The following is a 26629-nucleotide window of genomic DNA, read 5'->3' as shown; positions in this document are numbered from 1 at the left end:
GCATGCCGAAACACAGTTGGTACTTACGTACCACTCGCCGTCACCGTGCAGCAGCGGAGTGCGTCCGAACGGACGCGTCCGACGGTGTCAGTTCGGGTCGTCGTCGCCGGTCGGGCGCTCGCCCGAGCCCTCCGGCTCGGCCCAGGTCCGGGCGCCCGACATCGGGCCGGTCGCGATCGGGCCGGGCGTGACCCGGGTGGCCGCGTCGGTCTGCGGGTTGCTGATGACCAGACCCTGCGCCTGGTACAGCGGCAGCGCGGGCAGCTGGCGCCACAGCACCCGCTCGGCCTCGGCGACGACGGCCGGGTCCGGGCTCTCGGCGACCAGCAGCTCGTCGAGCAGCGGCTGCAGCGCGGGGAAGCAGGCCACGCCCGGCAGCTCGCCGGGCACCGCGTCCGCGGGGCAGCCGTAGTCGGAGTCCAGTCGCGGCCCGACCGCGCCGTAGGCGGCACGGGGTGCGACGAGCACGTCGACGGCGACCGGGGTCCCGGAGTCGGGGGAACCGGACGTCGTCGGGGCGGCGGTCGTCGTGGTCGGGGCCGCCGGGGGCGTGGTGACCGGTGCGGCGCTGCCGCCGGGCACCGGGCCCGCAGCCGGGGCGGGAGTGGTGGTCGGGGTCGGCGTCGTCGGGGCGACGCTCGGCTCGGTCAGCAGGTCCGGTGCCGACGGGGCGACGATCGTGACGCCGATGCCGCCGGCCTTGAGCTGCTCGGCCACGACGCGGGCGACGTCCACGTCCTCGGTCCGCTCGGCCCCGGCGCCGATGACCACGCCGAGCGGGCGCCCGCCGAGGGTCCACCGGCCGTCCTGACCACGGACGTAGCCCGCCTCGGTGAACGCGGCCGCGGCGGCCGCCGCATCGGGTCGGCCGGGGGCGCCGGCGGGAGCGGTCGGCGCGTAACCGGGGTCCGACGGGGCGGCGCCGAAGGCGTTCACGGCTACGGCGTCGGGGTTGACGCGCTCGCGGATCGCGTCGCGGTCCAGCAGCGCCGCGATGCCCTCGCGGACCCGGGGGTCGGCCAGGGGGCCGTCGGTGGTGCGGAACTCCAGCTGCTCGACGGCCGGGCGCGGCCCGCTCTGCACCGTCGGCGGCTCGGGGCTCCGGGCCAGGACGTCGAGGGCCTGGGTGATCTCCGGCCGGGCGTCGGGCAGGGCGAGGTCGACGCCCTGGCTCTCCAGCGCCGTCGGCAGGGTGTTCGCCGGGATGCGGCGCAGGATGATCTCGTCGACCACCGCGGCGGTCGCCCAGTACGGGTCGTTGCGGGCGAGCAGGACCTCGCCGCGGAGGCGGTCGACCTGCATCAGCCGGAACGGGCCGCCCGAGGCGGGCACCCCACCCGCGAACGGGGCGGTCCAGCCGCCCGGCGCATCCTTGAGCAGGTGCGCGGGCAGCAGGTTGCCGAACAGCTCCCGCCAGTGCGGGTAGGGCTCGCGGAACACGACGTCGACGGCCTTGCCCGCGGCACGCGAGCGCACGTCGGTGATCTCGCGGTAGCCCGCGGCACCGATCGTGTTGGGCCGGCTGCGCATCTGCTGCCAGAGGTAGACGAAGTCCTCGGCGGCGATCGGGGCGCCGGTGGACCACCCGGCGTCGCGGTTGAGCTCGTAGCTGACGGTGAACGGGCTCTGCGAGGTGACCGTCGCGGACGTGGCGACGGTCGTGTCGAGCTGCGGCACACCGCGGTCGTCGGGCCGGAACACCGACGGCAGCGTCATCGACGCGATCGCCGTGGTGACTGCCGACTGGTCCGACCGCAGGTGCGGGTTGAACCCGGGCCCGAGGTCGTCGACGCCGACCACCACCCGGGTGGGGGCGGTGACCGGCTCGGTCGGGCGGTTCGTCTCCGGCGGGGGCGCCGGCTGCGGGTCCGCCGCGCAGCCCGTCAGCGCCAGCAGGGCGACCAGCAGGAGCGCCGGGAGCGCCCGGAAGCGTCGACGTGCTCTCACGTCCGCAGTATCCCCACCGGGGCGGGCACGCCCGCCGGACGGGGTCCGGCGGGCGCCTCCGCTCTGCTCACCGATACGCAGCGGGGCCGGATGTCGGTGAGGCCGTGCTCTGCTCACCGATGCGCACCACCGCAGCGCACGGGCCGTGCGGGTCACTTCGTGGCGTTGGCCGCGGCCTTCGCGCGGGACCGGGCGCGGGCCCGCAGGTTCGGGTCCAGCTCGATCTTGCGGATCCGGACGTTCTCCGGGGTGATCTCGACACACTCGTCGGTCGCGCAGAACTCCAGCGACTGCTCGAGGCTCAGGATCGTCGGCGGGATCAGCTTGACCAGCACGTCGGAGGTCGACGAGCGGATGTTGGTCAGCTTCTTCTCGCGGGTGATGTTGACCTCGAGGTCCTCGTTGCGGGTGTACTCCCCGACGACCATCCCGCCGTAGACCAGCGTGGTCGGCCCGACGAACAGCGTGCCGCGGTCGGCGAGCTGGTCGATCGCGTACGGGGTGACCGGCCCGGAACGGTCCGAGATCAGCGAGCCCTTGTTCCGGGTCCGGATCTCGCCGACCCAGGGGCCGTAGCCGTCGAAGACGTGGCTGGCGATGCCCGCGCCGCGGGTGATCGTCAGGAACTCGGTGCGGAAGCCGATCAGGCCGCGGGACGGGACGCGGAACTCCATCCGGACCCGGCCCTCGCCGTGCACCATGTCGCCCATCTCGCCCTTGCGGGCGGCAAGCAGCTGGGTGACGGCACCGAGGCTGTCCTCGGGCACGTCCACCGACAGCTGCTCGAACGGCTCGTGCAGCGTGCCGTCGACGGTCCTGGTGACCACCTGCGGGCGGCCGACGGTGAGCTCGAAGCCCTCGCGGCGCATGGTCTCGACCAGGATCGCCAGCGCGAGCTCACCGCGGCCCTGGACCTCCCAGGCGTCGGGGCGCTCGGTCGGCAGCACGCGGATGGACACGTTGCCGACCAGCTCGGCGTCGAGCCGGCCCTTCACCAGGCGGGCGGTCAGCTTCTTGCCCGGGTGCGGGTCGCGGCCGGCAAGCGGCGAGGTGTTGGTGCCGATCGTCATCGAGATGGCGGGCTCGTCGACGTGGATGCGCGGCAGCGCGACCGGGGACTCCGGGTCGGCGAGGGTGTCGCCGATGGTGACCTCGGCGATGCCCGCGACGGCGACCAGGTCACCGGCGCGCGCCTCGTCGGCGGGGACGCGGGTCAGCGCCTCGGTACGCAGCAGCTCGGTGATCTTCACCCGCGGCGTGGTCCCGTCCTCGCGGCACCAGGCGACCTGCTGGCCGCGGCGCAGCACGCCGGCACGGACCCGGCACAGCGCGATACGGCCCAGGAAGCTGGACGCGTCGAGGTTCGTGACGTGCGCCTGCAGCGGGGCGTCGACGTCGTCGGCGGGCGGCGGGACGACGTCGAGCAGGGTCTCGATGAGCGGCTCGAGGTCGTCGGAGTCCGGGAGCTCACCGTCGGCCGGACGGATCCGCGAGGCCTTGCCGGCGCGGCCGGACGCGTAGACGACCGGGAGGTCGAGCAGGTGGGCGGTGACCGACTCGTCGAGCTCCAGCTCGTCGGCCAGCTCGAGCAGCAGCTCGAGGGACTCGTCGACGACCTCGGCGATCCGGGCGTCGCCGCGGTCGGTCTTGTTGACCACGAGCATGACGGGCAGGCCGGCGGTCAGGGTCTTGCGGAGCACGAAGCGGGTCTGCGGCAGCGGGCCCTCGGAGGCGTCGACGAGCAGCACCACGCCGTCGACCATGGACAGGCCGCGCTCGACCTCGCCGCCGAAGTCGGCGTGGCCGGGGGTGTCGACGACGTTGATCGTCGTGCCGTGCCAGTTCACCGCCGTGTGCTTGGCGAGGATCGTGATGCCCTTCTCGCGCTCCAGGTCGTTGGAGTCCATGACCCGGTCGACGAGCTCGGCGCGCTCGGCGAAGGCACCGGACTGGCGGAGCATCGCGTCGACGAGCGTGGTCTTGCCGTGGTCGACGTGCGCGACGATCGCGACGTTGCGCAGCTCGGGTCGGCCGGCCCGATCGGGCACGGCGTCGCTCTCGAGCGAGGAACGAGCGTCGAGGGCCGAGGCGGAACGAGGGATGGTCACACCTCAACGGTATCCGCTGCAAGCCCTTCACCCTGCCCCGGGCGCAGGTTAGCCTGACCTCATCATGGGCAAGGTCAAGAAGAAGTGCTGCCGGTCCAAGCCGAAGCGGTGCAAGAGCTGTCCGGTCGTCGCACTGCGGCTGCGCAAGGCGGGTGCGGACGATCTGAGCGGCAAGGCACTCACCCGCGCGATCAAGATCGCGCGCATCTACTGAACGGACGTATGACCCGCTGACCTGCGACGACGTCGCGCTTCGGGTTGCGTGCGCACCGCCTGTCCGGTAGGGCGGCGGCAGGCCGGTCGACGTCGTCCGGCAGGTCCGGGTCGTCGTGCGCCCGGACCCCGGACCGGCCTTCATGATCACCCCGTGCGCTGCGACGACGCGTCCGGTGCGCGGTGCCGGCATGGCCGGAATCACAGTCGTCCGAGTGGTCCGGTGACACCGTGTGTGGTGGCGTTCGCCGATCGTTCACCCCGCGGCCCGCCCCGCGGTACCGCCGGGCCCCGCCGGGTGCCCGGTCACGGCTTCGCGGAGGCGGTCCAGGAGCTCGTCGGGGCACCGGAGCTCCGCCGGTTCGACGACGAGCGTCCGCCATCCGTGCCGACGCAGCACCGCCCGCCGCCACGCGGGGCCGCAGCCGTCGGCGCCGGTCCCGGAGTCGACCGGGTCGTGCACCTCGACCGCCAGCCGGGCCGCGGGGAACGCGAGGTCGAGCAGCACCCCGGCCACGGTGACGTCGGTGCGCCAGGCCCGCACCCCCCTCCGGGCGAGCAGCGCCCGCAGCCCGTGCCGGGCCCGGACGGCGACCCGGCGCGACGCCCCGGCCAGCATCCGGCCGACCGGGGCCGACCCGTGCGCACCGAGGCTGCGGGCGTGTGCCTCGACCAGTTCGGCCGCGCCGACGGAGCCCGTGGTGAGCACGTGGTCGAGCAGCGCCTCCCCGGGTACCGACGGGTCGGCCGCGGCCTCCAGCACCGCCGCCGCGGGCCGGGCGACGACCGCACCGTCGTGGGTGACGACGTCGCGCAGGTCCAGGTCCCGGCGCCGGACGAGGACCCCCGCCCGCGACCGCGGAGCCCGCCGGCGCGGCACGGTGACCGTGACGACCGCGGGTGCGGACGGGAGCAGCCCCCACCACCAGGCCGCGGCGGCCCCGGTCAGCACGGCGTCCTCCCCCGCCCAGAGTGCGGCGGCGCGGACCCGGGACCGCTCGCTCGGCGGGTGGGCGGTGTGCCGGTACACGCGGGGGTGCACGGGGATCCAGCGCCGTGCGGCGAGCCTGCGGTCGACCTGGTCGGTGGACAGGCCGTGGGCCAGCGCCTGAGCCCGGGTGACCAGGCCGTCCTGCGCGGCGACGAGCCGGGCGAGCGGGTCGGTGCCGCGCGACGTGCGGCGGCGGGCCGCCCCGTGCGCGGCGGCCGGGAGGACGGACGGGACGGAGGCGGTGGTGTTCCGGTTCATGCGGCTTGGACGACGCCCGGCCCGGATCGGTTCCGCCGACCCGGCGGTGATCGTCGTTCCGGCACCGGGGACCGCGCGTCAGGTCCGCAGCAGATCCACCAGCTCGGCGACGACGGCCCGGTCGGCGTCGAGCCAGCCCAGGGCCGCCACCTCGTGCGGCCCCACCCAGCGCAGCGCCCGGTGCTCGCGGGCCTCCGGCTCCGGGGAGCCGGCCGCCGCCCGGGCGGTGTGGATCCGCAGCACGCGTCGCCCGATCGGCAGGTCGGTGCCCAGCCGCTCCCCGACCACCACCCGGGCGCCCAGCTCCTCGGCGCACTCCCGGACCAGCGCCTGCTGCTCGCTCTCGCCGTCCTCGACGCCGCCGCCGGGCAGCTCCCAGCGTCCCGCCAGCTCGGCCGGGTAGGAGCGCTGGGCGACGAGCAGCCTGCCGTCGCGGACGATCGCCGCTCCCACGACCACCCCGGCCCGGCCCAGCTCCGCGACCCGCTCGGCGAGCACGTCACGGCGGGCCCGGAGCAGCCGCGCCCCGTAGTGGCGCAGCACCGGGTCGGAGAGGCGGCCGAGCGCACCGAGGGGCGGCTCCCAGGTGAGCTCGTCGTGGACATGACTGCAGCCGCCGTCCGCGGGCGTGACCCGGGTCGAGTGCCGCAGCACCGCCGCCGGACCCGCCGCCAGCTCCGACCACAACCCGTCGGCCCCGGCGCGGGTGATCCGGGTCCGGCAGGCCGGGAACCCGCCGGGCAGCGCGACCCGGATCTCGTCCCCGGCCACGAGCAGCGCCGACGGTGCGGTGAACCGGGCGCCCACCCGCGCGACCGCGCGGGCCGAGGGGGCGGATTCACGCAGCACCCCCGCGACGAGTCGGGGCGGTCCGTCCACATGATGGTCCAGGCTCAGCACCGGCACACCGCTGATCCTCGCAGCCGTACCCGCACCCGGCCGGGCCGACCGATCTCGCCGAAACGGCCCGCTCGCGGCGCTGCACGGTCACGCTGGATCCCGTGTACCGGACGTCCGCCCCCGCCGACTCCCCCGAGCCGACCGCCGCGCCCCGCCCACCGGCCGTGCGCGCGATCGGCCTGTCCCGCGGTTTCGGCGCGGTGCGCGCGGTCGACGGGGTGGACCTCGACGTGCCGATGGGCGCAGTCCTCGGGCTGCTCGGCCCCAACGGCGCGGGCAAGACGACGCTCATGCGGATGCTGCTCGGGCTGCTCGCCCCCACCGACGGCGACGTCGAGCTGCTCGGACGGCGGCTGCCGTACCGCGCGTCGGAGGTGCTGCCGCACGTCGGAGCCCTGGTCGACGCGCCCGCATTGCACCCGCACCGCACCGGCCGGCAGAACCTCCTGCGGGCCGCGGCCGCCGAACCGCTGCTGGACTCGGCACGGATCCCGGCCGCCGTCGACGCCGTGCTGCGCCGGGTCGGGCTCGCCGAGGCGGCCGACCGCCGTGCCGGTGAGTACTCCTCGGGGATGCGGCGGCGCCTCGGTCTGGCCGTGCCGCTGCTGACCCGGCGACGTCTGGTCGTGCTCGACGAGCCGACCGACGGGCTGGACCCGGCGGGGACCCGCGAGGTGCGCAGGCTGATCGCTGAGATGAACGCCGCGGGCGCGACGGTGATCGTCAGCTCGCACCTGCTCGGGGAGATCGAGGCGACCTGCAGCCACGTCGCGGTGCTCCGGGCCGGGCGCCTGCTGTGCGCCGGCCCGCTCGACGAGCTCGTCGACTCCGGCCCGTCGGCGCTGGTGGTGACGACGCCGGACGGCGAGCGCGCCGTCGCGGCCCTGCTGGCCCGGGGCATCGACGCCGAGCCGGGAGCCCGGGACCGGGTGTTCGTGCCGGCCGGGCCCGCCGCGCCGGACGTCGTCGCGACGCTGGTGCACGCGGGTGTCGCCGTGCACGGGGTGACCCGGCCCGCCGCCCGGCTGGAGGAATTCTTCGCCCGGCTCACCGGGGAACCGGCCCCGGCGGGTGCCGGGTACGGAGCGGGACGGTGAGCGCGGGCGTGCGTCCCGAGCACACCCGGGGCACCGCGGCTCCCCGGCCCGACGACGACTGGGCCGCCGCCCCCCTCCCCCGGACCGGGCCGTCTCCCTCGGAGGCACCGGCGCGGGTGCGGTCCGCGGGCTCCACCCGCCCGCGCTCCGGCCCGACGGCACGCCGCCCCACCTCGGCGCCCTTCGGCCGGCTGCTCCGCTCGGAGCTGGAGCTGGCGCTGCTGCGTCCGCGCACCGCGGTCGTCCTCGCGGCGGTCGCACTGGTGCCGCTGCTGGCGACGATCGCGCTCGCCACCGACGCCGGCCGCCTGTCCTTCGCACTCGGGACCCTGACGGTCGCGCTGTCCGAACCCGCGGCGTTCGCGCTCGGGATGCCCGTGGTGCTCGTGGCGGCCGACGCGTTCGCCGCGGAGCGTGCCCGCGGCACCCTCGACGCGTTGCGGTTGTCCCCCGTCGGCCCGGGACGGCTGCTCGGGCTCAAGGCCGCCGCGGTCGCGGTGACCTCGCTGCTCGCCGCGGCGACGACGGTCGTCTCCGCCCTGGTCTGCGGCGGCCTCGCCCTGGGTGCCGGCCCGTTCGGGGTGGGCGCCACCGTGGCCCGGGCCCTGGTGCTCACCGGCTGGGCCGCGGTGCAGCTGTGCGGGCTCGGGATGCTGCTGCTGGCGATGTCGGCGCTGGTCCGGCGACCCGCCGGGGTGGTCGCGACCGGTCTGGCCGCGCTGACCGTCGCGCCGCTGGCGACCGTGCTGTGGGAGCCGATCGCTCCGGTCCTGCCGTCCGGGCACTGGCACGAGGTCCTGGCCGGGATCCTCGCGGTGCCCGCCGACCCGTCGGCCCTGTGGGCGACCACGGCGCGGGCGGCCGGCTTCGCCGTCGCCGGGGCGGGTGCCGTGGTCTTCGCCCTGACCCGCCGCGACGGATGAGCGCTCCCGGCCGGTCGCCGCTCCACCGGAGCGGGCTGCTCCACCGGGAGGATTCGGACACCCTCCACCGCGACGGGGTGCGCCGTCTGCGCCACGATGGGGCGATGCCCACCCCGACGCTCACCGACGCCGAGATCGCCGACGCCCTGCAGAAGCTGCCCGGTTGGGACCGCGACGGCGACTCCATCGTCCGCACCGCCACCCTGCCCGACTTCGAGGCCGCGATCGCGGTGGTGGACCGGGTCGCCGAGGACGCCGAGGCCGCCGACCACCACCCGGACATCGACATCCGCTACGCCACGCTGACGTTCCGGCTGTCCACGCACTCCGAGGGCGGACTGACCGCGAAGGACGTCGACCTCGCCGCGCAGATCTCCGACCGGCTCAGCACCGCGGGCGGCTGAGCCGCCCCGGGCGGCCGCCGCTCCGGGAACGGGCGGACGCCGCTCAGAACCGCCGGTTGGCCAGCACCGGGATCTGCTCGCGCACGGTCGTGGCCGCCGCCGGGTCCACGTCGACCACGAGCAGCCCGGGCTCGGCGCCGAGTGCGTCGACGACCTCGCCGCGCGGGCCGGCGACCAGGCTGTACCCGATCCCGGTCGGCGCCTTGCCGTGCTCGCGGCCGACCGTCGTCGGGTCGGCCTGGTCGCACGCGACGACGAACGAGCCGGTGTCGAGCGCACGGGCCCGCACCAGCAGCTCCCACTGCTCGCGCTTGCCCGGGCCCGCGCCCCAGGAGGCGGGTACCAGCAGCACGGTGGCGCCGCTGTCGGCGAGGCGCTGGTACAGACCGGGGAAGCGCACGTCGTAGCAGGTGGACAGGCCGACCGTGACCGGCTCGTCACCGCCCACCCCGACCACGACCGGCTCGGTGCCGGGCTCGACGGTGTCGGACTCGGCGAAGCCGAACGCGTCGAACATGTGGATCTTGTCGTAGTGGGTGTCCACACCGCCGCCGGTGGCGAGCAGAGTGTTGCGGACCCGGCCGTCCCCGGACGGGGTGAACATCCCCGCGACGACGGTGGTCCCGGCCGCCGCGGCGACCTCGCGGACCCGCGTCGCCCACGGTCCGTCCAGCGGCTGCGCGACCGGGCCGAGCGCGACCCCGAAGCAGCACATGGTGGCCTCGGGGAACAGCACGAGCTGCGCGCCTGCGTCGGCGGCCGCGCGGGTGCGGCGCTCCACCTCGGCGAGGTTCTCCTCGGGATCCGGGGTGGACACGATCTGGGCGAGGGCGATCCGCATGTGCCGGTGGTACCACGCCTGCCGCCGGCGTGGGGTACGGTCGGTGCGTGCTGAACGCGTACTACTGGTTTCGCCGGCCGGCCCGGGATGGGCTGGCAGGTGCCGTAGCGCGCTGACCTCCATCCCCTCGAGCCGGCATTCCAGACCGGCTCGGTCGAGGTGATCCGGGGCGGTCCGCCGGGTAAGGACCACCGTCTCCGATGAGTGCGAGCACCACCCCCCTGCAGGTCGCCCCGACCGACGACCGCCGCATCGAGCGGATCAGCCCGCTGATCTCGCCCGCACTGCTGCGGCACGACCTGCCCTGCGACCCCCGGGTCGCCGAGACCGTCACCCGCGGCCGCGCCGCGGTCACCGACATCCTCGACGGCGACGACGACCGCCTGCTCGTCGTCGTCGGGCCGTGCTCGGTGCACGACCCGGACGCCGCCCTGGACTACGCCCACCGCCTCGCCGCCCGGGCCGAGGAGCTGTCCGGTGAGCTGTGCGTGGTCATGCGTACCTACTTCGAGAAGCCGCGCACGACCGTCGGCTGGAAGGGCCTGATCAACGACCCGGGCCTGGACGGCACCTTCGACGTGAACCGCGGACTGCGCACCGCGCGCACGCTGCTGCTCGACATCTCCGCGCTCGGGCTGCCGGTCGGCTGCGAGTTCCTCGACCCGATCACCCCGCAGTACATCGCCGACGTGGTCACCTGGGGCTCGATCGGCGCCCGCACCGCGGAGAGCCAGGTGCACCGCCAGCTGGTCAGCGGCCTGTCGATGCCGGTCGGGATCAAGAACGCCACCGACGGCGACATCCGCGCCGCGATCGACGGGATGCGCGCGGCCGCGGCGTCGCACGTGTTCATGGGGGTGAACGCCGACGGGCTCGCCGGCCTGGTCACCACCACCGGCAACCCGGACACCCACGTCATCCTGCGCGGCGGGGCCACCCCCAACTACTCGGCCGCCGACGTCGCCGCGACCGCCGACGGGCTGCGTGCGGCGGGCCTGCCGGAGCGGGTCGTCGTCGACGCCAGCCACGGCAACAGCGGCAAGGACCACGTGCGGCAGGCCGGCGTCGTCGCGGAGCTGGCCGAGCGGATCGCGACCGGCGAGCGGGCCGTCACCGGGCTGATGATGGAGAGCTTCCTGGAGGCGGGACGCCAGGAGCTGGGCCCGGACATGGTCCGCGGCCGCTCGGTGACCGACGCCTGCATGTCCTGGGGCACCACCGACGAGCTCCTGGGCACGCTCGCCGACGCCGTGCGCCGCGGCCGCCGCTGAGCCCCGGGCCGCTCACCCCGGGCCGTCCAGCCGATCGAGGACCCGCCGGCGCAGCAGCTCGTACTGCGCGCGGCAGCGCCGCGGCGGGCCCTCCGGGCGCACGACCACCCGGGGCGGGTGGACCGTCTCCCCCGTGGCGAACTGGTCCCGGGTGAGGTCCACCTCGGCGCCGCCGGGCAGCCGGTTCCACCAGTGGTAGCCCTGCAGGCGGCCGTCGGCCTGCCACACCTCGGCCAGCAGCAGGTCACCGCCGAACAGGTCGTGCAGGACCAGTGCCGTCGCCCCGCACTGGCCCCGCGACGGACGGTCCGGGGTCCAGTCGGTGACGTCCGCGACGTCGCAGGTGTCGCGGCTCCAGGAGGCGCGCAGCGCGGCCGCCACCCGGGCCGGGACGGGTGGCGAGGCCGGGGGCGACGGCAGGGCGCTGGTCATGGCTCCGACGCTACGACCGACCCCCGACAGTTCCGCGCCGCCGCAGGTCAGCCGACCGGCGGAGCGAGGTGCCTGGCCATCAGGACGTCGTCGACGGCGACCCCGTCGATCACGAACTCGGCGCGCAGCACCCCCTCCTCGACGAAGCCGCAGCGGCGGTACAGCTCCCGGGCCCGGGTGTTCGGGCCGAGGACCCGCAGCGTGACCTTGCGGCCGCCGCTCTCGCGGGCGCGGGCCACCGCGGCGTCGACCAGCGCGCGGCCGACGCCGCGGCCGGTGTGCCCGGGGTGCACCGCCAGACCTCCGATGCAGCGGACGTGGTCGTGCGCCGTGACCGCGGGCGGAGCGGCCCCGACGATCACATACCCGGCCACGGCGCCGTCGTCGTCGGCGACGAGAACGTCCCCGACCGCTGTCCGGTCGAGGAACGGCTCGGGCCGCGGCGGGGCCGGGCTGACCTCCGCGGTCCAGGTCAGGGCGTCGATCCGGGTCAGCCCGGGGTCGTCCGAGGGTGTGGCGGGCCGGACGGTCAGCACCGCGGGGCCGGACGGCCGACGGGCCGGTCCATCCGCGTCTCGCTGATGCCGTCGGGCCGCTCGACGACGCCGCGGTCGACGAACCCGAGCCGCCGGTAGAACGCCGCGGCGCGGTCGTTGCCGATCACCACGTGCAGTGCCAGCGTCCGCGCGCCCCACCCGGCGGCGCGGTCGAGGACCGCGTCGACGAGTGCGGTCGCGGCGCCGTCCCCGCGTGCGTGCGGGGCGACCCACAGGGCGATGAGGTCGGCGACGCCGTCGCCGTCCGGCGGGACGGCCACGACCTGACCGGCGGGGCGGCCGCCGACCTCGACCACCAGGTACCGGCCGGGCGCGGCCAGCCGGTCACGCCACTCCCGCTCCCCCGCGCCGAGCCAGTCGGTGAGCCGGCTGTGGAACGCGTCGGGCGCCTCGGCCAGGGCGGCGAGGCGCAGGTCGCGCCAGGTCTCCCAGTCGTCGGGCCCCAGCTCCCGGACGGTGATCACGCATGGCCTCCCGGACGGACGGAGGCGCCGAACCTAGCAGCGTCCCGGAGCGGTCCCGCCGCGTGTCCGGCGATCGACAATCCTGATGAGGTTGGTCCGGACGGCGCAACATCGGCCCGCTGTCCGGCGAGACGACCGGCATGACCGCGCCGCGCCGCCGCACCCGCCCCACCGGACCCCGTCTGCTGCTGGCCGGCGCCGTCCTCGCGCTCGCCCTGTCCGGGACCGGGGTCGCCGGGCCCGCCTCCGCGGGCACCGGCTGTTCCGCGGCCTGGACCGCGGCCGGATGTCCCTGATCCCGCCCGGCAGGCAACCGGACGCCCGATTCGGTACGAACTCCAGTCATGCTGCCCGAACCGCGCCACCGCGCCCGGACGCTCCTGTCCGCCTGGTCCACCGGCCCACGCCGCATGATCGCGATGCTGGCCGTGCTGGTACTGGTCGCCCTCGGCATCGTCGGGGGGCTGACGATCGGCCGGATGTCCGACAGCCCGGCCCTGGCCGGCGAGCCGGGGACGGCCGCGCTCGGCCCGCTCACCGGCCCGCCGACGTTGTACGGGCGGGTGCAGCGGGTCGTGGACCCGGCGACGGTCGTGGTGGACGTCGGGGGCCGTCCGGTGACGGTGTCGGTGATCGGCGTGGACACCGCGTCGACGCCGCCGTGCGCGCGGGCCGACGCGCAGCGGTTCGCCCAGGATTTCCTCGACGGTCAGGAGGTCACGCTGGTGCCGGACCCGACGCTGCCCGCTCCGGCGGCGGACGCCCCGACGTGGCCCGCGTACCTCGTGATCGGGACACAGCAGTCCTACACCGACGCTGCGCTCGTCGCGGGCTGGGTGGACCCGGGGCAGGGCCGCTACCGGCCGGGCTTCGAGGCCGGGCAGCGCATCGCGCAGGACCGGCGGGCCGGCATGTGGGGGCCGCCGTGCAACCGGACGTCCTGACCGCACGGCGACGCGGTGGGCCCTCGCAACCGGGTGTCACCCGTTCGGCAGAATGGTGAGCGTGGATCCCCGGGCGGTGCGCACACGACGGCGTCTCCAGGACGCGCTGCTCGCGCTGGCCAGGGAGCGCGCCCTCGAGGCGATCACGATCGCCGACGTCGCGGAGCACGCGTCGGTGAACCGCAGCAGCTTCTACCAGCACTACACCGACAAGGAGATGCTGCTGGCCGACGCGCTCGCCAACCGGGCGGCGGACGCCGGAGCGGACCTGTCGGACCTGTCGATGGACGACATCGGGCCCGAGCCGCCCGCGGCGCTGCTGCGCTGGTTCATCCATCTGGCCGAGCACGCCCCGCTGTACCGGCAGGCGCTCGGCGGTGCCGCGGCGCCGGACGCAGCGGCCGGGATGCGCCGCCGGATGCAGTCGGTCGTCGCCGACACGACGGTGCGGCTGGGTGTCTCCGAGGACGCGTTCGGCATGCCGCTGGACGTGTTCGCCGCCGGCCTGACCTGGACGCTGCTCGGGGTCGCGGCCAGCTGGCTGGAACGGGACCCGCTGCCCCCACCCGACGTCGCGGCCGGGTGGGCGTGGCGGATGCTGGTCCGCCGGGACTTCTGAGCTCCGCTCGGAGGGGCCGGTCGGCCGTACCGCCCGGGCCGGGTCAAGCGGCCCGGGCGGTACGCGCCTCGCGGGTGTCCCGCGGAGCTCAGCCCTGGACGATGCCGGAGTTGCCCTGGTCGACCGTGGTGGTGGACTGCGACACCGGGCCGCTGGACAGCAGGCCGCCGATGTTGATCGACGGGTTGACGGTGGCCGCGACGTCGACCAGGCCGCCACGCTGCGAGGCGTGCCCGCCACCGCCGTGCTTGCCGCCGGACTGCAGGATCCCGCTGTTGGAGTCGTCGACGGTGGTGGTCGACTGCTGCACCGGGCCGGAGTTCAGGATGCCGCCGACGTTGGCCGACGGGCTGACGTCCAGGCCCAGCCCGACCAGGTCGTCGACCTGCACGGCGTCGCCCGCGCCGCAGCCGCTCTGCACGATGCCGGAGTTGGACCGGTCGAGCGTGGTGGTGTCCTGGGAGACCGCACCCTGGTTCAGGATGCCGCCGATGTTCAGCTGCGGGTCGACGGCCGCGTCGAGGCCGAGCAGGCCCCCCTTCTGCGAGGCGGACGACGGCGCGCAGTCGCGGCCCTTGTCGTGGTGCTTGCCGCCGTCGCCGTAGTCACCGGCGAAGGCCATTCCGGCCGAGCCCAGGACCAGCGGGACGGACAGGACGCCGGCGGTGGCGATCCGCCGGGCGTTACGACGGGCGGGGGTCGTCTCGGGGGCGTTCATGGCACTCCTTCTGTGGCGATGTGATCCGGCCGTCGTACTGACACTCCGTCACTGGCCGGTGCCGCAGAACGTACGGACGCCGATCACCGAATCGAGAGCACCCCCTCGTTCGGGCGGCGTTATGTCCGTTTCGGTGCGCCCGGACCGACCGTTCGCCGCTGATCAACTACACACAGTGCTATCCGTCAGGTGTCGTTTAGCTACTCTCCGTAGAAGATCGACAGCTCGGCGATCGTTACAGACAGACACCGGGAAGTGGGATGGATCACAGCAGCGCAACGACGGGACGGAACGGGCGTCTCTAGCTCCCGGAGTCACCACCGGACCCGCCCGGTAGTCCTCCGACACCCGCCACCACCTGCGGGAATGGGCCGTCCGGCGCGACGGGACTCGACCGTTCGTCGCGCGGGGTGCGGCCGTCGGGTGTGTATCGATCGCCGAACGGCGGCACGGTACGGGGCTGGACAGCCTTTCGCACCAGACTGTCGCACGCCGGCGCGGTCGCTCACGATGGTCAACGACGTGGTCCGTCCGGAGTAACGCTGTCGGTGCAGATCACTCCTCCGCCGGGTCATCCCGCCGCCGCGGCGGTGCCCGCCGGCCGGAAAGCCCGGTGACGCACCGGCCGGGTGACCGCGATCCTGGGCGGGTGCACATCGGACTGAGGCGCCTCGACGAGATCCTGCTGGCGGCGTTGTGCGACACGGCAGCCGCCGGGGCGGACCCGCTCGAGGTGATGCCGCCGGTGCCCGGCCCACCCGGCTGGACGACGCCGCGGCGCGCGGCGTTCGTCGCGTTCCACCGGGAGCGGTCGGTCGCGGCCCAGGTGCCGGTGGAGCGGACCTGGGCCGTCGTCGTCGACGGTGAGGTGGCCGGGGCGGCGCGGCTGGAACCGGTCGAGGGCGGCGAGGAGGCCGGGATCTGGCTGGCCCGGCCGTGGCGGGGTCGCGGGGTCGGCGGGGCGGTGCTCCGGATGCTCGTGGCACGCGCCGACGGCCCGGTCGTCGCGGAGACGACCCCGGCCAACGCCGCGGCGGTCGCGGTGCTGCGCGGGCTGGGCGCGGACGTGACCGTCGACGACGACGCCGTGCACGGCCGGCTGGGCTGAGCCGGCCGTGGATCCTGGCGACATGGGCGTCCTCGCCGCGGGCCGGCGGCACTCGGCCGGACTGCGGGCGGACGGGACCGTCGTCGCGGTCGGGGACGGCCGTGCCGGGGAGTGCGCCGTCGACGGCTGGACCGACGTCGTCGCCGTCGCGGTGGGGAACGTCCACACCGCCCGCAACACCGGCCGCGCGCACACCGTCGGGCTGCACGCCGACGGCACGGTCCTGGCCACCGGCCGCGACGACGACGGCGAGTGCGCCGTCGCCGGCTGGCACGGGGTCGTCGCGGTCGCCGCGGGGTGGCGCCGCACGCTGGGGCTGCGCGCCGACGGCACCGTGCTCGCCGCGGGGCGCGCGGCCGAGGGCGCGTGCGCGGTCGACGGGTGGCGCGGGGTCCGGGATCTGACCTGCGGCGACTGGCACTCCGTCGGACTGTGCGACGACGGCACCGCGGTCGCCACCGGCAACGACCGGTACGGCCAGTGCGCGGTCGGCGGATGGCGCGACCTGGTCGCGGTGTCCGCCGGATACCTGCACACCGTGGGGCTGCGGGCCGACGGCACGGTCGTGACCACCGGGCGGGGCGGCGGCGACGTCGCGGGATGGCACGACGTCGTCGCGGTGTCCGCGGGCAGCGGTCACACGGTGGGGCTGCGCGCGGACGGGACGGCCGTCGCCGCCGGGGACGACGACCTCGGACAGTGCGCCGTCGGGACCTGGCGGGACGTGGTGGCCGTCGCCGCCGGGTCGGCGCACACGATCGGGCTGCGGGCCGACGGGACCGTCGTCGCCGTGGGCGAGGGCTCCGGCGGCCGCTGCGACGTCGACGGCTGGACCCTGGCCGTCACCGCACCGGGCGGATCCTCGGGTGCGTGATCAGCCCGTCGCGGGAGGTGAGGTCGGCCGGCCGGTGTCCACCACCCGGCCCGGGTGACCGATCACTTCCGGACGCCCTCCCGGTCGTACCGGTCATGCCCTCCGCACACACCGCACGCCGCATGTTCGGGCTGACCGAGCCGATCTGCCTGGCCACCTACCTCGCCGACGAGCCGAACGAGGAGCTGGCCGCGCTCGGCCACCGCACCTACTGGGACGGCTACTTCGCGAGCCGGGCCGCGCCGCTCGGCCGGGTCCCGGCCGAGGTCGTGCACGCGGCGTTCTACAGCTTCGCCGACGGCGAGGCCGCCCGGCACATCCCGAGCGCCTGGGCGACGGTCCCGCCGGAGGAGTCCTTCGCCGCGTGGCGACGGGGCAGCGTCGCGGCGCTGCGCCGGATCCTCGGCGCCGAGCTGTCCGGTTCGCCCGGCGTGGCCCGGGCCGCCGACCTGCTCACCACCGCCGCGACGAGCGCCCCCACCGAGGGCCGGGTGATGTACGCGGGGATGCGCACCCTGGAGGTCCCCGGCGACCCGCTGACCCGGCTGTGGCAGTCCGCGACGACGCTGCGCGAGCACCGCGGCGACGGGCACGTCACCGCCCTGCTCACCGAGCGGATCGGTGGCACCGAGGCCCACCTGTTGTCCGCGCTGGACATGGGCGTCCACCCGCCGGAGACGTTCGGGCGCGTGCACCACCTGCCGGCGGCCCGGCTGGCCGATGTCATGTCCGGTCTGCGGCGACGCGGCCTGGTCGACGACGACGGGTGGCTCACCGACGCGGGCCGGGAGGTCACGGCGCGCGTGGAGGCGCTGACCGACGAGCTCGCCGCGCCGCCGTACGCGGCCCTGTCCGACGCGGAGCTCGACGAGCTGGTCGCGGAGCTGGAGCCGCTGTCCACGGTGATGACGGCGGCCTGGTCGCAGTGACCGCCGGTCAGGGCAGCAGCACCGCCACCGCCGCCCGCGCCTGCCGCGCCGGATCCGGGCTCCCGCCGATCGCCGCGGTCACCATCGCCCCCTCCGCGAGCAGGCAGACCGGCTCGACGGGATCCACGCCGGCCGCCGACGCCCACTCCCCGAGCTGCCGGTGGAACAGCTCCTTGTGGCTGCGCACCTCGCGCAGCACCGGCTCCGAGGTGCTGCCGAGCTCGCCGTAGGCGTTGATCCACGCGCAGCCGCGGAACCCGGGCCGGGCGAACCACTCCCCCAGCCAGTCGAAGGCGGCGAGCAGCCGCTGCCGCGGGTCCCCGACCCGGGTCACGTACGCCGCCAGGTCGCCTCGCCAGCGCTCGTCGCGCCGACGGAGCACCGCGACGACGAGGTCCTCCTTGGACGGGAAGTCCCGGTAGATCCGCGTGAGCGGGAGCCCCGACGCCGACCTGACCTGGTCCATCCCGACGGCCCGGATGCCGCGTTCGTAGAACAGCAGCTCCGCTGCGTCCAGCAGGGCGTCCCGGTCGAGACGGGCCTGATCCTCGGTGATGGCCGCGGGCACCGATGACCTCCTTGACATCGAGAACGATCGTTCCCTACGTTACCGGAGCAGATCGAGAACGCTCGTTCTCGACTGACCGAGGAGACAGTCGTGACCGATGGCCGTCCGCCCTACCCGCCGTTCACCGCGGAGACCGCGCGCCAGAAGGTGCAGGCCGCCGAGGACGCCTGGAACACCCGGGACCCCGAGCGCGTCGCGGGCGCGTACACACCGGACTCGGTGTGGCGCAACCGCGACACCTTCGCCACCGGCCGGCAGGAGATCGTCGAGCTGCTGACGGCGAAGTGGCAGCGCGAGCAGGACTATGCGCTGCGCAAGAGCCTGTGGGCGTTCGACGACAACCGCATCGCCGTCCGATTCCAGTACGAGTCCCGCGACGCCGACGGCCGATGGTGGCGCAGCTACGGAAACGAGCTGTGGGAGTTCGACGAGCTGGGACTCATGCGGCGGCGCGAGGCCAGCATCAACGACGTCCCGATCACCGAGGCGGAGCGGCGGATCCACGGCCCGCGCCCCGAGTCCGAGCGGGGTGTCGACATCCCGCTGCGGTGAGCGGGGTCAGACGAAGTCGGCGCCGATGGTGTTCCGCATCCGGGTGAGCAGGTCCTGCTGCTCCCGCCCGGGCTGGTCCGGCGCGGCGGGCCGGATGCGGCCCTCGACGTCGTGCAGCGGGATGTCCGAGCGCCCGATCGGGGAGATGCGGGCCATCGACCAGCGGGAGAACACCCGGTCCTCCACCGTCGCCGACTCGACGACCGACACATCGGTGTGCCGGTCGTCCTCCCGGATCTTCTCGAAGAGCTCGGTGACGACCGTCTCGTCGCCCTCCAGGGTCTGGACGAACCAGTTGTCGGAGATCAGCAGCGCCCCGGTGACACCGGCCTTCTTGTTCTTCGACCGGGCCACGTCGAAGATCTCGGCGAGGACCTCGTCGCGGCGCTCGCGCGGCACCGTGCTGTGACTGCGGTAGATCAACCGGTGGACCTGCTCGGCCATGTGGGTTCCCCCGTGTCGGTCGGGCCGCGTCACCGGGTCGGGCGCGGAACCGTCACGAGCCCGGCCCCCGGGTGATCGTCACGGCGGATCCGACGGTAGTGGCGTGGGACACACTGCAGCGTCGCGATATGAGACAGCGCGTCGGGAGATCGGGCGTCAGCGACCCCGTCGAACCGGACCGGCAGCGGAGCACCCCCGCCGGTGACGTCGCGCCGGGTCAGCAGTCGCTCCGGGGCACCAGACCCCGCTCGCACAGGTACTGCATCTGGGTCTCGCCGCTGGTCGGCGCCCGGCCCGCGGACGTGCCCGGGTCGAGATACCCCTGGTAGGCCGAGCACGACGGGTCGAACCGCCCGGCGGCCATCGCCCGTGCCGCGCAGTCGTCACCGGACGTCCTCGCCCGGCTCTCCTCCGCCGCCCGCGCCTCGGCGGCCGCAGCCCGGTCCATCGCCCGGCGGGCCGCGACGATCGCGGTGTCCACCGCCGCACCCGGCTCGGCCCGGGACAGCACACCGGCGGCGGGCGCGAACGGGACGGACACCGAAGCGGCCGCGGACTCCGGGGTGGTGACCCGCTCGGCGCCGGACGCGGCGGCGCACGCGCTGGTGGCGAACACGGCGGCGACGACGGCCGCCACGGCGAAGCGGCCCATGCCCATCGTCGTTCCCCCAGCCGGTCACACCGGCCCCGCCCCGGGACCGGCCCACAGTGTCGTGCGTGGCGCGACGACGGTCAGCGCGTACGCCGGATCGTCACCCCTTCTGATGAGGGACGACGGGCGGGACCGCCGCGGGTCAGACGTTGAAGCGGAACTCGACCACGTCGCCGTCGTGCATGACGTAGTCCTTCCCCTCCATCCGCACCTTGCCCGCGGACTTCGCGGCGTTCATCGACCCTGCGGCGACCAGGTCGTCGAACGAGACGATCTCGGCCTTGATGAAACCCCGCTCGAAGTCGGTGTGGATGACCCCGGCCGCCTGCGGCGCGGTGGCGCCCTGCGGGATGGTCCAGGCGCGCGACTCCTTGGGCCCGGCGGTCAGGTAGGTCTGCAGCCCGAGGGTGGAGAACCCGGCCCGTGCGAGCTGGGCCAGGCCCGGCTCGTCCTGCCCGATGGACTCCAGCAGCTCGGCGGCGGAGGAGTCGTCGAGCTCCAGCAGCTCGGCCTCGACCTTGGCGTCGAGGAACACCGCCTGGGCGGGGGCGACGAGCTCGGTGAGCTCCGTGCGCCGGGCGTCGTCGGTGAGGACGGCCTCGTCGGCGTTGAAGACGTAGAGGAACGGCTTCGTGGTGAGCAGGGTCAGCTCGCGCAGCAGCTCGGTGTCGGCCTTCGCCTGGAACAGCGTCCGGCCCTCGTTGAGGATCGCGACGGCGGCGTTCGCGGCGTCCAGGACCGGCTTGCGGTCCTTCTGGGTGCGGGCCTCCTTCTCCAGCCGCGGGATCGCCTTCTCCAGCGTCTGCAGGTCGGCCAGGACCAGCTCGGTCGCGATCGTCTCGATGTCGCTCGCGGCGTCGATGCGGCCGTCGACGTGCACCACGTCCGGGTCGTCGAAGACGCGCACGACCTGGCAGATCGCGTCGGACTCACGGATGTTCGCGAGGAACTTGTTGCCCAGGCCCGCGCCCTCGGACGCGCCCTTGACGATGCCGGCGATGTCGACGAAGGACACCGACGCCGGGATGATCTTCTCCGACGAGAAGATCTCGGCCAGCGTCCCCAGGCGCGCGTCGGGGAGCGGGACGACGCCGACGTTGGGCTCGATCGTCGCGAACGGGTAGTTCGCGGCCAGCACGTCGTTGCGGGTCAGCGCGTTGAACAGGGTCGACTTGCCGACGTTGGGCAGGCCGACGATGCCGAGGGTGAGGGACACGGACGACCAGGGTAGTCGGGTCCGCTCAGCCCGGTTCGAGCCGGTAGCCCGCGCCGCGCACGGTCGCGATCCAGCCGGCGCCGAGCTTGCGGCGCAGGTAGCGGACGTAGACGTCCACCACGTTGGACGACGCCCCCGACTCGGCGGGCCCCCACACCAGCCGGAGCAGCTGGTCGCGGGACAGCACCTGGCCCGGGTGACGCAGGAACGTCCCGGCCAGCGCGCACTCGCGCGCCGACAGCTCGACGGTGCGGCCGTGCACGCTCACGTGCCGGGTACGGGGGTCGAGCTCGAGCCCGTGGAAGGTCAGCACGTCCGGGTCCGGGACGGGACGGGCGCGCTCCAGCCGCAGCCGGATCCGGGCCACCAGCTCCTCGAACCGGAACGGCTTGGCCATGTAGTCGTCGGCGCCGCCGGTCAGCCCGGCGACGGTGTCGTGCACGCTGTCGCGCGCGGTCAGGATGATCACCGGGACGGCGCTGCCCGCCGCCCGCAGCCGGCGCAGGACCTCGAAGCCGTCCATCCCCGGCAGCCCGATGTCGAGCACCAGCAGGTCGAACCCACCGGTCACGGCGTGGTCGTGCACACCGGCCCCGTCGGCAACGACCGTGACCTCGAACCCGGCTCCGACCAGGCCCTTCTTCACGAACGACGCGATGCGCGGCTCGTCCTCGGCCACCAGGATCCGGCTGCTCACGTCTCGCTCCTCGGCAGGTCCAGCGTGAAGGTCGCCCCGTGCCCGGGTGTGCTCTCGAGCAGCACGCGGCCGCCGTGTGTCGTCGCGATGGCCTCGACGATGGACAGCCCGAGACCGGCGCCGTCGGAGCGGGGCGCGTCGTCGCCGCGCGCGAAGCGCCGGAACACCCGGTGCCGGTCCTCCGGTGCGACGCCCGGTCCGGAGTCGGCCACCCAGATCCGCACCCGCCCGTCGACCGCCTCCGAGCCGAGCGCGATCCGGTCGCCGTCACCGGTGAACCGGGTCGCGTTGTCGGCCAGCGCGACGACGGCCTGGGTGATCCGCTGCGGGTCCAGCCGGCACCGCACCGCGGCCACCGACTCCAGCCGCCAGTCCCGGTCGGCGAGGCCGGTCAGCTTCTCGAACAGCTCCCGGGTCAGCACGCCGACGTCGACGGTCTCGGTCCGCAGCAGCGACGGCTGCTCGGCCCGGGTCAGCGCGAGCATCTCCGACACCAGCCGGTTCATGCGCTCCAGCTCGTCGTCGACCAGGGCGACGGTCTCGGCGACGTCGTCGGGGTCGCGCGGGTCGAGCACCCCGAGGTGCCCCCGGACGATGGTGATCGGGGTGCGCAGCTCGTGCCCGGCGTCGTCGACGAACCGCCGCTGGGACACCATCCCGCTCTGCACCCGGTCGAGCATCGCGTTCAGCGTGGTGGCCAGCTCGGCGATCTCGTCGCGGGCCCGGGCCCGCTGCGGCACCCTGCGCGACAGGTCCCGCCCGGTGATGGTGCGGGCCGTCGCGGCGACGTCACGCAGCGGCCGCAGGATGCGCCCGGCCACCAGCCACGCCCCGACCGCGGACAGCAGCGCCGTCCCGAACCCGACCAGCCCCATCAGCCGCGCGGCCTCGTGGGCGAAGCCGTGCTCGCGCTCGGTGAAGTAGCCGATCACGATGACGCCGCGCTGTGGGTCGCCGGCGAGCCCGACCGGCAGTGCCGACCAGCGCACCTCGCCCGCCGAGCTGAGGTAGGAGCCGCGGGTGGGACGGCGGACGTCCGCGACCAGCGCGGCGAACGCCGGGTCCTCGCGCAGCAGCACCCGCGGGCTGGTCCGCCGGGACTCCCAGCGGAAGCGCCCGTCGAGGTAGCCGAGGAACTTCTCGTTCGGCCGCGCGACGTTGGCGGCGATCACCGACCGCAGGATCTCGTCGACCGAGGAGTACGGCTGGCCGGTCGTCGGGTTGACGCCGGTCTCGGTGACGCGGGCGAACTCGGCGATCTCGGAGTTCAGCGCGTCGTCGATCCGGCGGTCGGTCTCGTCGATCAGCAGCATCCAGGTCAGCAGCGTGACGACGCCCAGCGACGCCAGCACGAGCAGCAGGACCCATCCGACGATGCGGGTGCGGGCCGCGGTCGCCCGCCCGGCGCGACGGGGCCCGGGGCCGGTCTCGACGGCCTCGGTCGCGATGATCGCCTCCAGTTCGTCCGTGCCGACGACCATGATCCCGTACCCACCCCGGGACCAGGACACGACACCCACCAGGAACGATCACCCTCAGTCTCCGTCACTGCTCCGATGGGCGTAAGGCATACTCCGTCGCACGACGCACAGGTGACGCACAGCCATCGTCGAACGGCTCCCATCACCCGGACGGCCGCGCACCACATCCGTCCGGGCCGAGCTTCGACGACCGAGACCGAGGGGGACGTCGTGCGCCTGCCCGGAATGCACGCCCTGCTGACCGCGGGGATCGCGGTCCTGACCACCGCCGGGACCGTGTCCGCGGTGTCGCTGACCGCGGCCGGCCGGGAGGAGCCCGCACTGCCCCCGGCACCGCCGGTCGCGCCCGCCCCGCCGGCACCCGCTCCCCCACCGCTCGTCCCGGCCCCGGCACCGGCCCCGTCGGGCGGGAGCGCACCCGTCGTGCGTGACGACACCGGCGGCGTCACCCGGGAGCGGGAGACGGCGGCCCCCGAGCCGGTCGAACCCGCCCCCGTCGCGACCCCGGCCCCGGCCGACCCGCCGCGCACCACCCCGGAGCGGACCCGCGAGCGCCCGTCGGGGGTCCCCGACCGGGACGCCTCGCGCGAGGAGGAGGTCCGCTTCGCCTGCGAGCAGGGGTGGGTGTCGGGCGCGCTCTGCCCGTAGACCGGATCCCGGACACCGGTGACCGATTCCCGCCAGTGACGGCGGTCGCGGAGTGGCATCGTCGGTGCCGTGCTGCTCGACCACGACGCCTGTTACCGCGCCGTCGCCGCCAAGGACGCGCGGTTCGACGGCCAGTTCGTCACGGCCGTGCGCACCACCGGCATCTACTGCCGCCCGTCCTGCCCGGTACCGCCTCCGCGCTCGCGCAACGTCGAGTTCCTGCGCACCGCGGCCGCCGCGCAGACCGCGGGCTACCGGGCCTGCCGGCGGTGCCTGCCCGACGCCGTCCCCGGCTCGCCGGAGTGGAACCTGCGCGCGGACGCCGCCGGGCGGGCCATGCGCCTGATCGCCGACGGCGTCGTCGAGCGCGACGGGGTCCCCGGGCTCGCGTCGCGGCTGGGCTACTCACCCCGCCAGCTCGGCCGGATCCTCACCTCCGAGGTGGGCGCCGGACCGCTGGCCCTGGCCCGCGCGCAGCGCGCGCACACCGCCCGCATCCTGGTCGAGACCACCCCGCTCGGGCTGGCCGACGTCGCGTTCGCCGCCGGGTTCGGCAGCGTCCGCCAGTTCAACGACACCGTCCGCACCGTCTACGGCGTCCCGCCCTCGCAGCTGCGCGCCGAGGCCGCCCGCCGGTCGCGGACCCGTGAGCCCGGTCCGCCGGGGGCGCTGGTCCTGCGCCTGCCCTACCGGTCCCCGTTCGACCCGCACGGCCTGCTCGACCACCTCGCGGCCCGCGCCGTCGACGGCGTCGAGGCCGTCACCGGCGGCACCTACCGGCGCACGCTGGCGCTGCCGCACGGACCGGCCGTCGTCGCGCTGGACCTGACCGCGCGGGCCGGGGCCGTGGTGGCGACGCTGCGGGCGTCCGACCCGCGGGACGTCGGGCCCGCGGTGTCGCGGCTGCGCCGGCTGCTCGACCTCGACGCCGACCCGCTCGCCGTCGACGCCGTACTGGGCGCCGACGACGCTCTCGCCCCGCTGGTCGCCGCGACGCCCGGGATCCGGCTGGCGGGCACCGTCGACCCGGCCGAGACGGCGGTGCGCACGGTGCTGGGCCAGCAGGTGTCGGTCGCCGCCGCCCGTACCGCCGCGGCCCGTCTCGCGGCCGTGCACGGGACGCCGCTGCCCGCCGAGCTGCGCGACGACGACGGGCCGCACCTGCTGTTCCCGGGGCCGGGGACCCTCGCCGACGCCGACATCGCGGGGCCGGCCCGGCGGGCGTCGTCGCTGCGGGGGCTGTGCGCCGCGCTCGCCGACGGCACCCTCGCCCTCGACCCCGGGCGCGACCCGGACGGGCTGCGCGCCGAGCTGTGCGCGCTGCCCGGGATCGGTCCGTGGAGCGCCGGCTACCTGGCCATGCGCGTCCTGGGCGACCCCGACGAGCTGCTCGCCTCCGACCTCGCGGTGCGCCGCGGAGCCGAGGCGCTCGGACTGCCCGGCGACGAGGCGGCGCTCACCGCGCGCGCCCACGCCTGGGCCCCCTGGCGGTCCTACGCCGCCACCCATCTCTGGCGGGCCGCGACGTCCGCCGCCACCACCACTGCTCGGAGGAGCGCATGAGCACAGCGACGTGGTCCACACGGGACACCCCGGCCGGGCCGTTCACCACCGTCGTCGACGACGACGGACACGTCCTCGCCTCCGGCTGGACCGCCTCGGTCGACGAGCTGCTCGCCCTGGTGCACCGCTCGCTGGCCCCGGCGACCGTGGTCGAGGGCGACCTCGGTGCGGTCGGCGAGGCGGTCGACCGCTACCACGGCGGCGACCTGTCGGTGATCGACGACGTGCCCGTCCGCCAGCGGTCCGGCCCCTACCGGGAGCTGGCGTGGGACGTGCTGCGGACCGTCCCCGCGGGGGCACCGGTCACCTACACCGGCTACGCCGAGAAGACCGGCCGCCCCGCGGCGGTGCGGGCCGCGGCGGGTGCCTGCGCGTTCAACGCGGCGGCGCTGTTCGTCCCGTGCCACCGGGTGCTGCGCACCGACGGGAGCCTGGGCGGGTTCCGCTACGGCCTGGCCGTGAAGCGGTGGCTGCTGGAGCACGAGGCGGTCTGAGACCGCCGCGGCGGCCGCGGATCGCGCACCGCGGCCGCCGCGTGGCCGGTGGTCCGGGGCGACGGCCCCGGGTCAGCGCTCGGTGACCGGCCCGACCTGGATGCCGGCGTCGACGCCGATCGGTCCCCGGGCCAGGAAGCCGCCCGGGACGTCACCGCCGGGACCGTGCAGCGAGAACTGCACCTCGTTCGCCCGTGCGGGTCCGGCGGAGTCGCGGACCTGCACGTCGAACTGCACGGGCTCGCCCGGCCCGAACTCGACGGCGCGGGTCTGGTCGCCGTAGGGCACCGCGACCTCGGAGGCGCGCGGCGAACCGTTCAGGCTGAACACCAGGTCCGACGGCGATCCGGACAGAAGGCACGGCGACGTGCCCGGGGCCGCGCTGAGCACGACCGTGTAGTGACGGTGTCCGGCGCTGCCCGGGGCCGGGTGGATGGTCGCCTGCTGGTTCGCCGGGCGGCAGGCACCGGGCGCCGGGTCCCCCGCCGGCGTCGCGGGTGCGGCCGAGGCGACCCCGGCCGGGACGAGCACGGCCGCGGCGGCGACCGCCAGGGCGGCGGTGGTCGTGGCGGCCGTACGGCCGATGGTGCGGGCGAGTCGGCTGGTCGTCACGGGTACCTCTCCCACTCTCGCGGTGTGCCCGGGCCCCCCGGCCCGGACCGTCGGCCCCCCGAAGGTCCGACACCGGGAAAGACGTGTGCATCGCGAACCGGTTC

Annotated in this window: 31 protein-coding genes; 15 read left to right on the top strand and 16 right to left on the bottom strand. The window is 75.4% G+C overall.

All coding sequences use genetic code 11. The features are described from left to right. Positions 1-87: 87 nt before the first annotated feature. Together ATL51_RS21005 and typA are read right to left on the bottom strand one after the other, a co-directional pair. Entirely contained in the window at positions 88-1947 is a 1860-nt protein-coding gene (locus ATL51_RS21005; protein WP_100879682.1) for an ABC transporter family substrate-binding protein, read from the bottom strand. A 152-nt stretch (positions 1948-2099) separates the two neighbouring features. Next, the gene (gene typA / locus ATL51_RS21000) at positions 2100-3995 is read right to left on the bottom strand and encodes a translational GTPase TypA (RefSeq protein ID WP_073577807.1); all 1896 of its coding nucleotides are present in this window, start codon (positions 3993-3995) and stop codon (positions 2100-2102) included. A gap of 124 nt (positions 3996-4119) precedes the next feature. Between typA and ATL51_RS28710 the strand changes: the two genes are divergently transcribed. Next, positions 4120-4269 (top strand): hypothetical protein, encoded by a 150-nt coding sequence (locus ATL51_RS28710; RefSeq protein ID WP_020626377.1) that lies wholly within the window; start codon positions 4120-4122, stop codon positions 4267-4269. A gap of 255 nt (positions 4270-4524) precedes the next feature. On the opposite strand, the gene ATL51_RS20995 is transcribed toward ATL51_RS28710, so the two are convergent. Both ATL51_RS20995 and ATL51_RS29545 read right to left on the bottom strand, forming a co-directional pair. Next, positions 4525-5517, bottom strand: a complete 993-nt coding sequence (locus ATL51_RS20995; protein WP_073577724.1) for a type IV toxin-antitoxin system AbiEi family antitoxin domain-containing protein — start codon at positions 5515-5517, stop codon at positions 4525-4527. Between the two features lie 78 nt (positions 5518-5595). After that, positions 5596-6423: an NUDIX domain-containing protein gene (locus ATL51_RS29545; RefSeq protein WP_301549114.1), complete on the bottom strand. Its 828-nt coding sequence runs from the start codon at positions 6421-6423 to the stop codon at positions 5596-5598. Positions 6424-6518: 95 nt separating this feature from the next. Between ATL51_RS29545 and ATL51_RS20985 the strand changes: the two genes are divergently transcribed. The 3 genes from ATL51_RS20985 (at position 6519) to ATL51_RS20975 (ending at position 8841) form a co-directional block, all read left to right on the top strand. Beyond that, positions 6519-7514: an ABC transporter ATP-binding protein gene (locus ATL51_RS20985; RefSeq protein ID WP_379672675.1), complete on the top strand. Its 996-nt coding sequence runs from the start codon at positions 6519-6521 to the stop codon at positions 7512-7514. Then, positions 7511-8437, top strand: a complete 927-nt coding sequence (locus tag ATL51_RS20980) for an ABC transporter permease (protein ID WP_100879681.1) — start codon at positions 7511-7513, stop codon at positions 8435-8437. Before ATL51_RS20985 ends, ATL51_RS20980 begins: the two co-directional genes overlap by 4 nt. Before the next feature lie 104 nt (positions 8438-8541). Then, the gene (locus ATL51_RS20975) at positions 8542-8841 is read left to right on the top strand and encodes a 4a-hydroxytetrahydrobiopterin dehydratase (RefSeq protein WP_062400425.1); all 300 of its coding nucleotides are present in this window, start codon (positions 8542-8544) and stop codon (positions 8839-8841) included. Between the two features lie 43 nt (positions 8842-8884). Here the strand turns inward: ATL51_RS20975 and ATL51_RS20970 are convergent, their stop codons facing one another. Then, entirely contained in the window at positions 8885-9682 is a 798-nt protein-coding gene (locus ATL51_RS20970; protein WP_100879680.1) for a carbon-nitrogen hydrolase family protein, read from the bottom strand. A 200-nt stretch (positions 9683-9882) separates the two neighbouring features. On the opposite strand from ATL51_RS20970, the gene ATL51_RS20965 reads away from it, so the two are divergent. Continuing rightward, positions 9883-10953 carry a 3-deoxy-7-phosphoheptulonate synthase gene (locus ATL51_RS20965; protein ID WP_100879679.1) on the top strand — a complete coding sequence of 357 codons (1071 nt, stop codon included), beginning with the start codon at positions 9883-9885 and terminating at the stop codon, positions 10951-10953. 12 nt (positions 10954-10965) lie between these two features. Here ATL51_RS20965 and ATL51_RS20960 read toward each other — a convergent pair whose 3' ends face one another. The 3 genes from ATL51_RS20960 to ATL51_RS20950 are packed head-to-tail and all read right to left on the bottom strand — an operon-like array spanning position 10966 to position 12406. Continuing rightward, a complete protein-coding gene (locus ATL51_RS20960; RefSeq protein ID WP_208623043.1) occupies positions 10966-11385 on the bottom strand; it encodes a YunG family protein in 420 nt (139 codons plus the stop codon). Between the two features lie 47 nt (positions 11386-11432). Further along, on the bottom strand, positions 11433-11921 hold the full coding sequence (locus tag ATL51_RS20955) for a GNAT family N-acetyltransferase (RefSeq protein WP_073577718.1): 489 nt from the start codon (positions 11919-11921) through the stop codon (positions 11433-11435). After that, complete coding sequence (locus tag ATL51_RS20950) at positions 11915-12406, bottom strand: GNAT family N-acetyltransferase (protein ID WP_073577717.1); 492 nt, start codon at positions 12404-12406, stop codon at positions 11915-11917. Before ATL51_RS20950 ends, ATL51_RS20955 begins: the two co-directional genes overlap by 7 nt. 140 nt (positions 12407-12546) lie before the next feature. On the opposite strand from ATL51_RS20950, the gene ATL51_RS28415 reads away from it, so the two are divergent. The 3 genes from ATL51_RS28415 to ATL51_RS20940 all read left to right on the top strand — a co-directional run bounded on the left by ATL51_RS28415 (position 12547) and on the right by ATL51_RS20940 (position 13969). Next, positions 12547-12702, top strand: a complete 156-nt coding sequence (locus ATL51_RS28415) for a hypothetical protein (protein ID WP_157818474.1) — start codon at positions 12547-12549, stop codon at positions 12700-12702. A gap of 48 nt (positions 12703-12750) precedes the next feature. Further along, positions 12751-13350: a thermonuclease family protein gene (locus ATL51_RS20945; protein ID WP_100879677.1), complete on the top strand. Its 600-nt coding sequence runs from the start codon at positions 12751-12753 to the stop codon at positions 13348-13350. Positions 13351-13411: 61 nt separating this feature from the next. Beyond that, positions 13412-13969, top strand: coding sequence for a TetR/AcrR family transcriptional regulator (locus tag ATL51_RS20940; protein WP_157818473.1), 558 nt, complete (start codon positions 13412-13414; stop codon positions 13967-13969). 88 nt (positions 13970-14057) lie between these two features. Here ATL51_RS20940 and ATL51_RS20935 read toward each other — a convergent pair whose 3' ends face one another. After that, a complete protein-coding gene (locus ATL51_RS20935; RefSeq protein WP_073577715.1) occupies positions 14058-14687 on the bottom strand; it encodes a hypothetical protein in 630 nt (209 codons plus the stop codon). A 649-nt stretch (positions 14688-15336) separates the two neighbouring features. On the opposite strand from ATL51_RS20935, the gene ATL51_RS20930 reads away from it, so the two are divergent. From ATL51_RS20930 to ATL51_RS20920, 3 genes are all read left to right on the top strand, one after another. Continuing rightward, positions 15337-15795, top strand: coding sequence for a GNAT family N-acetyltransferase (locus ATL51_RS20930; protein ID WP_301549113.1), 459 nt, complete (start codon positions 15337-15339; stop codon positions 15793-15795). Between the two features lie 22 nt (positions 15796-15817). Next, on the top strand, positions 15818-16669 hold the full coding sequence (locus ATL51_RS20925; RefSeq protein ID WP_100879675.1) for an RCC1 domain-containing protein: 852 nt from the start codon (positions 15818-15820) through the stop codon (positions 16667-16669). Positions 16670-16764: 95 nt separating this feature from the next. Continuing rightward, positions 16765-17598 carry an SCO6745 family protein gene (locus ATL51_RS20920; RefSeq protein WP_100879674.1) on the top strand — a complete coding sequence of 278 codons (834 nt, stop codon included), beginning with the start codon at positions 16765-16767 and terminating at the stop codon, positions 17596-17598. Between the two features lie 7 nt (positions 17599-17605). Here ATL51_RS20920 and ATL51_RS20915 read toward each other — a convergent pair whose 3' ends face one another. Continuing rightward, a complete protein-coding gene (locus tag ATL51_RS20915) occupies positions 17606-18166 on the bottom strand; it encodes a TetR/AcrR family transcriptional regulator (RefSeq protein WP_100879673.1) in 561 nt (186 codons plus the stop codon). Positions 18167-18256: 90 nt separating this feature from the next. Between ATL51_RS20915 and ATL51_RS20910 the strand changes: the two genes are divergently transcribed. Beyond that, complete coding sequence (locus tag ATL51_RS20910; RefSeq protein ID WP_073577711.1) at positions 18257-18718, top strand: nuclear transport factor 2 family protein; 462 nt, start codon at positions 18257-18259, stop codon at positions 18716-18718. Between the two features lie 6 nt (positions 18719-18724). On the opposite strand, the gene ATL51_RS20905 is transcribed toward ATL51_RS20910, so the two are convergent. From ATL51_RS20905 to ATL51_RS20885, 5 genes are all read right to left on the bottom strand, one after another. After that, positions 18725-19162 (bottom strand): BLUF domain-containing protein, encoded by a 438-nt coding sequence (locus ATL51_RS20905; protein ID WP_100879672.1) that lies wholly within the window; start codon positions 19160-19162, stop codon positions 18725-18727. A gap of 217 nt (positions 19163-19379) precedes the next feature. Further along, complete coding sequence (locus ATL51_RS20900; protein WP_100879671.1) at positions 19380-19814, bottom strand: hypothetical protein; 435 nt, start codon at positions 19812-19814, stop codon at positions 19380-19382. A gap of 142 nt (positions 19815-19956) precedes the next feature. Next, positions 19957-21030, bottom strand: a complete 1074-nt coding sequence (gene ychF / locus ATL51_RS20895) for a redox-regulated ATPase YchF (protein ID WP_073577708.1) — start codon at positions 21028-21030, stop codon at positions 19957-19959. Positions 21031-21055: 25 nt separating this feature from the next. Then, the gene (locus ATL51_RS20890) at positions 21056-21727 is read right to left on the bottom strand and encodes a response regulator transcription factor (protein WP_100879670.1); all 672 of its coding nucleotides are present in this window, start codon (positions 21725-21727) and stop codon (positions 21056-21058) included. Further along, positions 21724-23208: a sensor histidine kinase gene (locus ATL51_RS20885; protein ID WP_100879669.1), complete on the bottom strand. Its 1485-nt coding sequence runs from the start codon at positions 23206-23208 to the stop codon at positions 21724-21726. The genes ATL51_RS20890 and ATL51_RS20885 overlap by 4 nt, the downstream gene beginning before the upstream one ends. A gap of 210 nt (positions 23209-23418) precedes the next feature. Between ATL51_RS20885 and ATL51_RS28410 the strand changes: the two genes are divergently transcribed. The 3 genes from ATL51_RS28410 (at position 23419) to ATL51_RS20875 (ending at position 25913) form a co-directional block, all read left to right on the top strand. Further along, positions 23419-23856: a hypothetical protein gene (locus ATL51_RS28410; protein ID WP_157818472.1), complete on the top strand. Its 438-nt coding sequence runs from the start codon at positions 23419-23421 to the stop codon at positions 23854-23856. 69 nt (positions 23857-23925) lie between these two features. Then, positions 23926-25419 carry a DNA-3-methyladenine glycosylase 2 family protein gene (locus tag ATL51_RS20880; protein ID WP_100879668.1) on the top strand — a complete coding sequence of 498 codons (1494 nt, stop codon included), beginning with the start codon at positions 23926-23928 and terminating at the stop codon, positions 25417-25419. Continuing rightward, positions 25416-25913, top strand: coding sequence for a methylated-DNA--[protein]-cysteine S-methyltransferase (locus ATL51_RS20875; RefSeq protein ID WP_100879667.1), 498 nt, complete (start codon positions 25416-25418; stop codon positions 25911-25913). The genes ATL51_RS20880 and ATL51_RS20875 overlap by 4 nt, the downstream gene beginning before the upstream one ends. A 72-nt stretch (positions 25914-25985) precedes the next feature. On the opposite strand, the gene ATL51_RS20870 is transcribed toward ATL51_RS20875, so the two are convergent. Beyond that, the gene (locus ATL51_RS20870) at positions 25986-26525 is read right to left on the bottom strand and encodes a hypothetical protein (RefSeq protein WP_100879666.1); all 540 of its coding nucleotides are present in this window, start codon (positions 26523-26525) and stop codon (positions 25986-25988) included. Positions 26526-26629: the final 104 nt, after the last annotated feature.

Source organism: Pseudonocardia alni, assembly GCF_002813375.1.
Taxonomy (GTDB): Bacteria; Actinomycetota; Actinomycetes; order Mycobacteriales; family Pseudonocardiaceae; genus Pseudonocardia; species Pseudonocardia alni.
The sequence above is the reverse complement of the archived record's forward strand: the minus strand, read 5'-3'. Positions and strand labels throughout refer to the sequence as shown.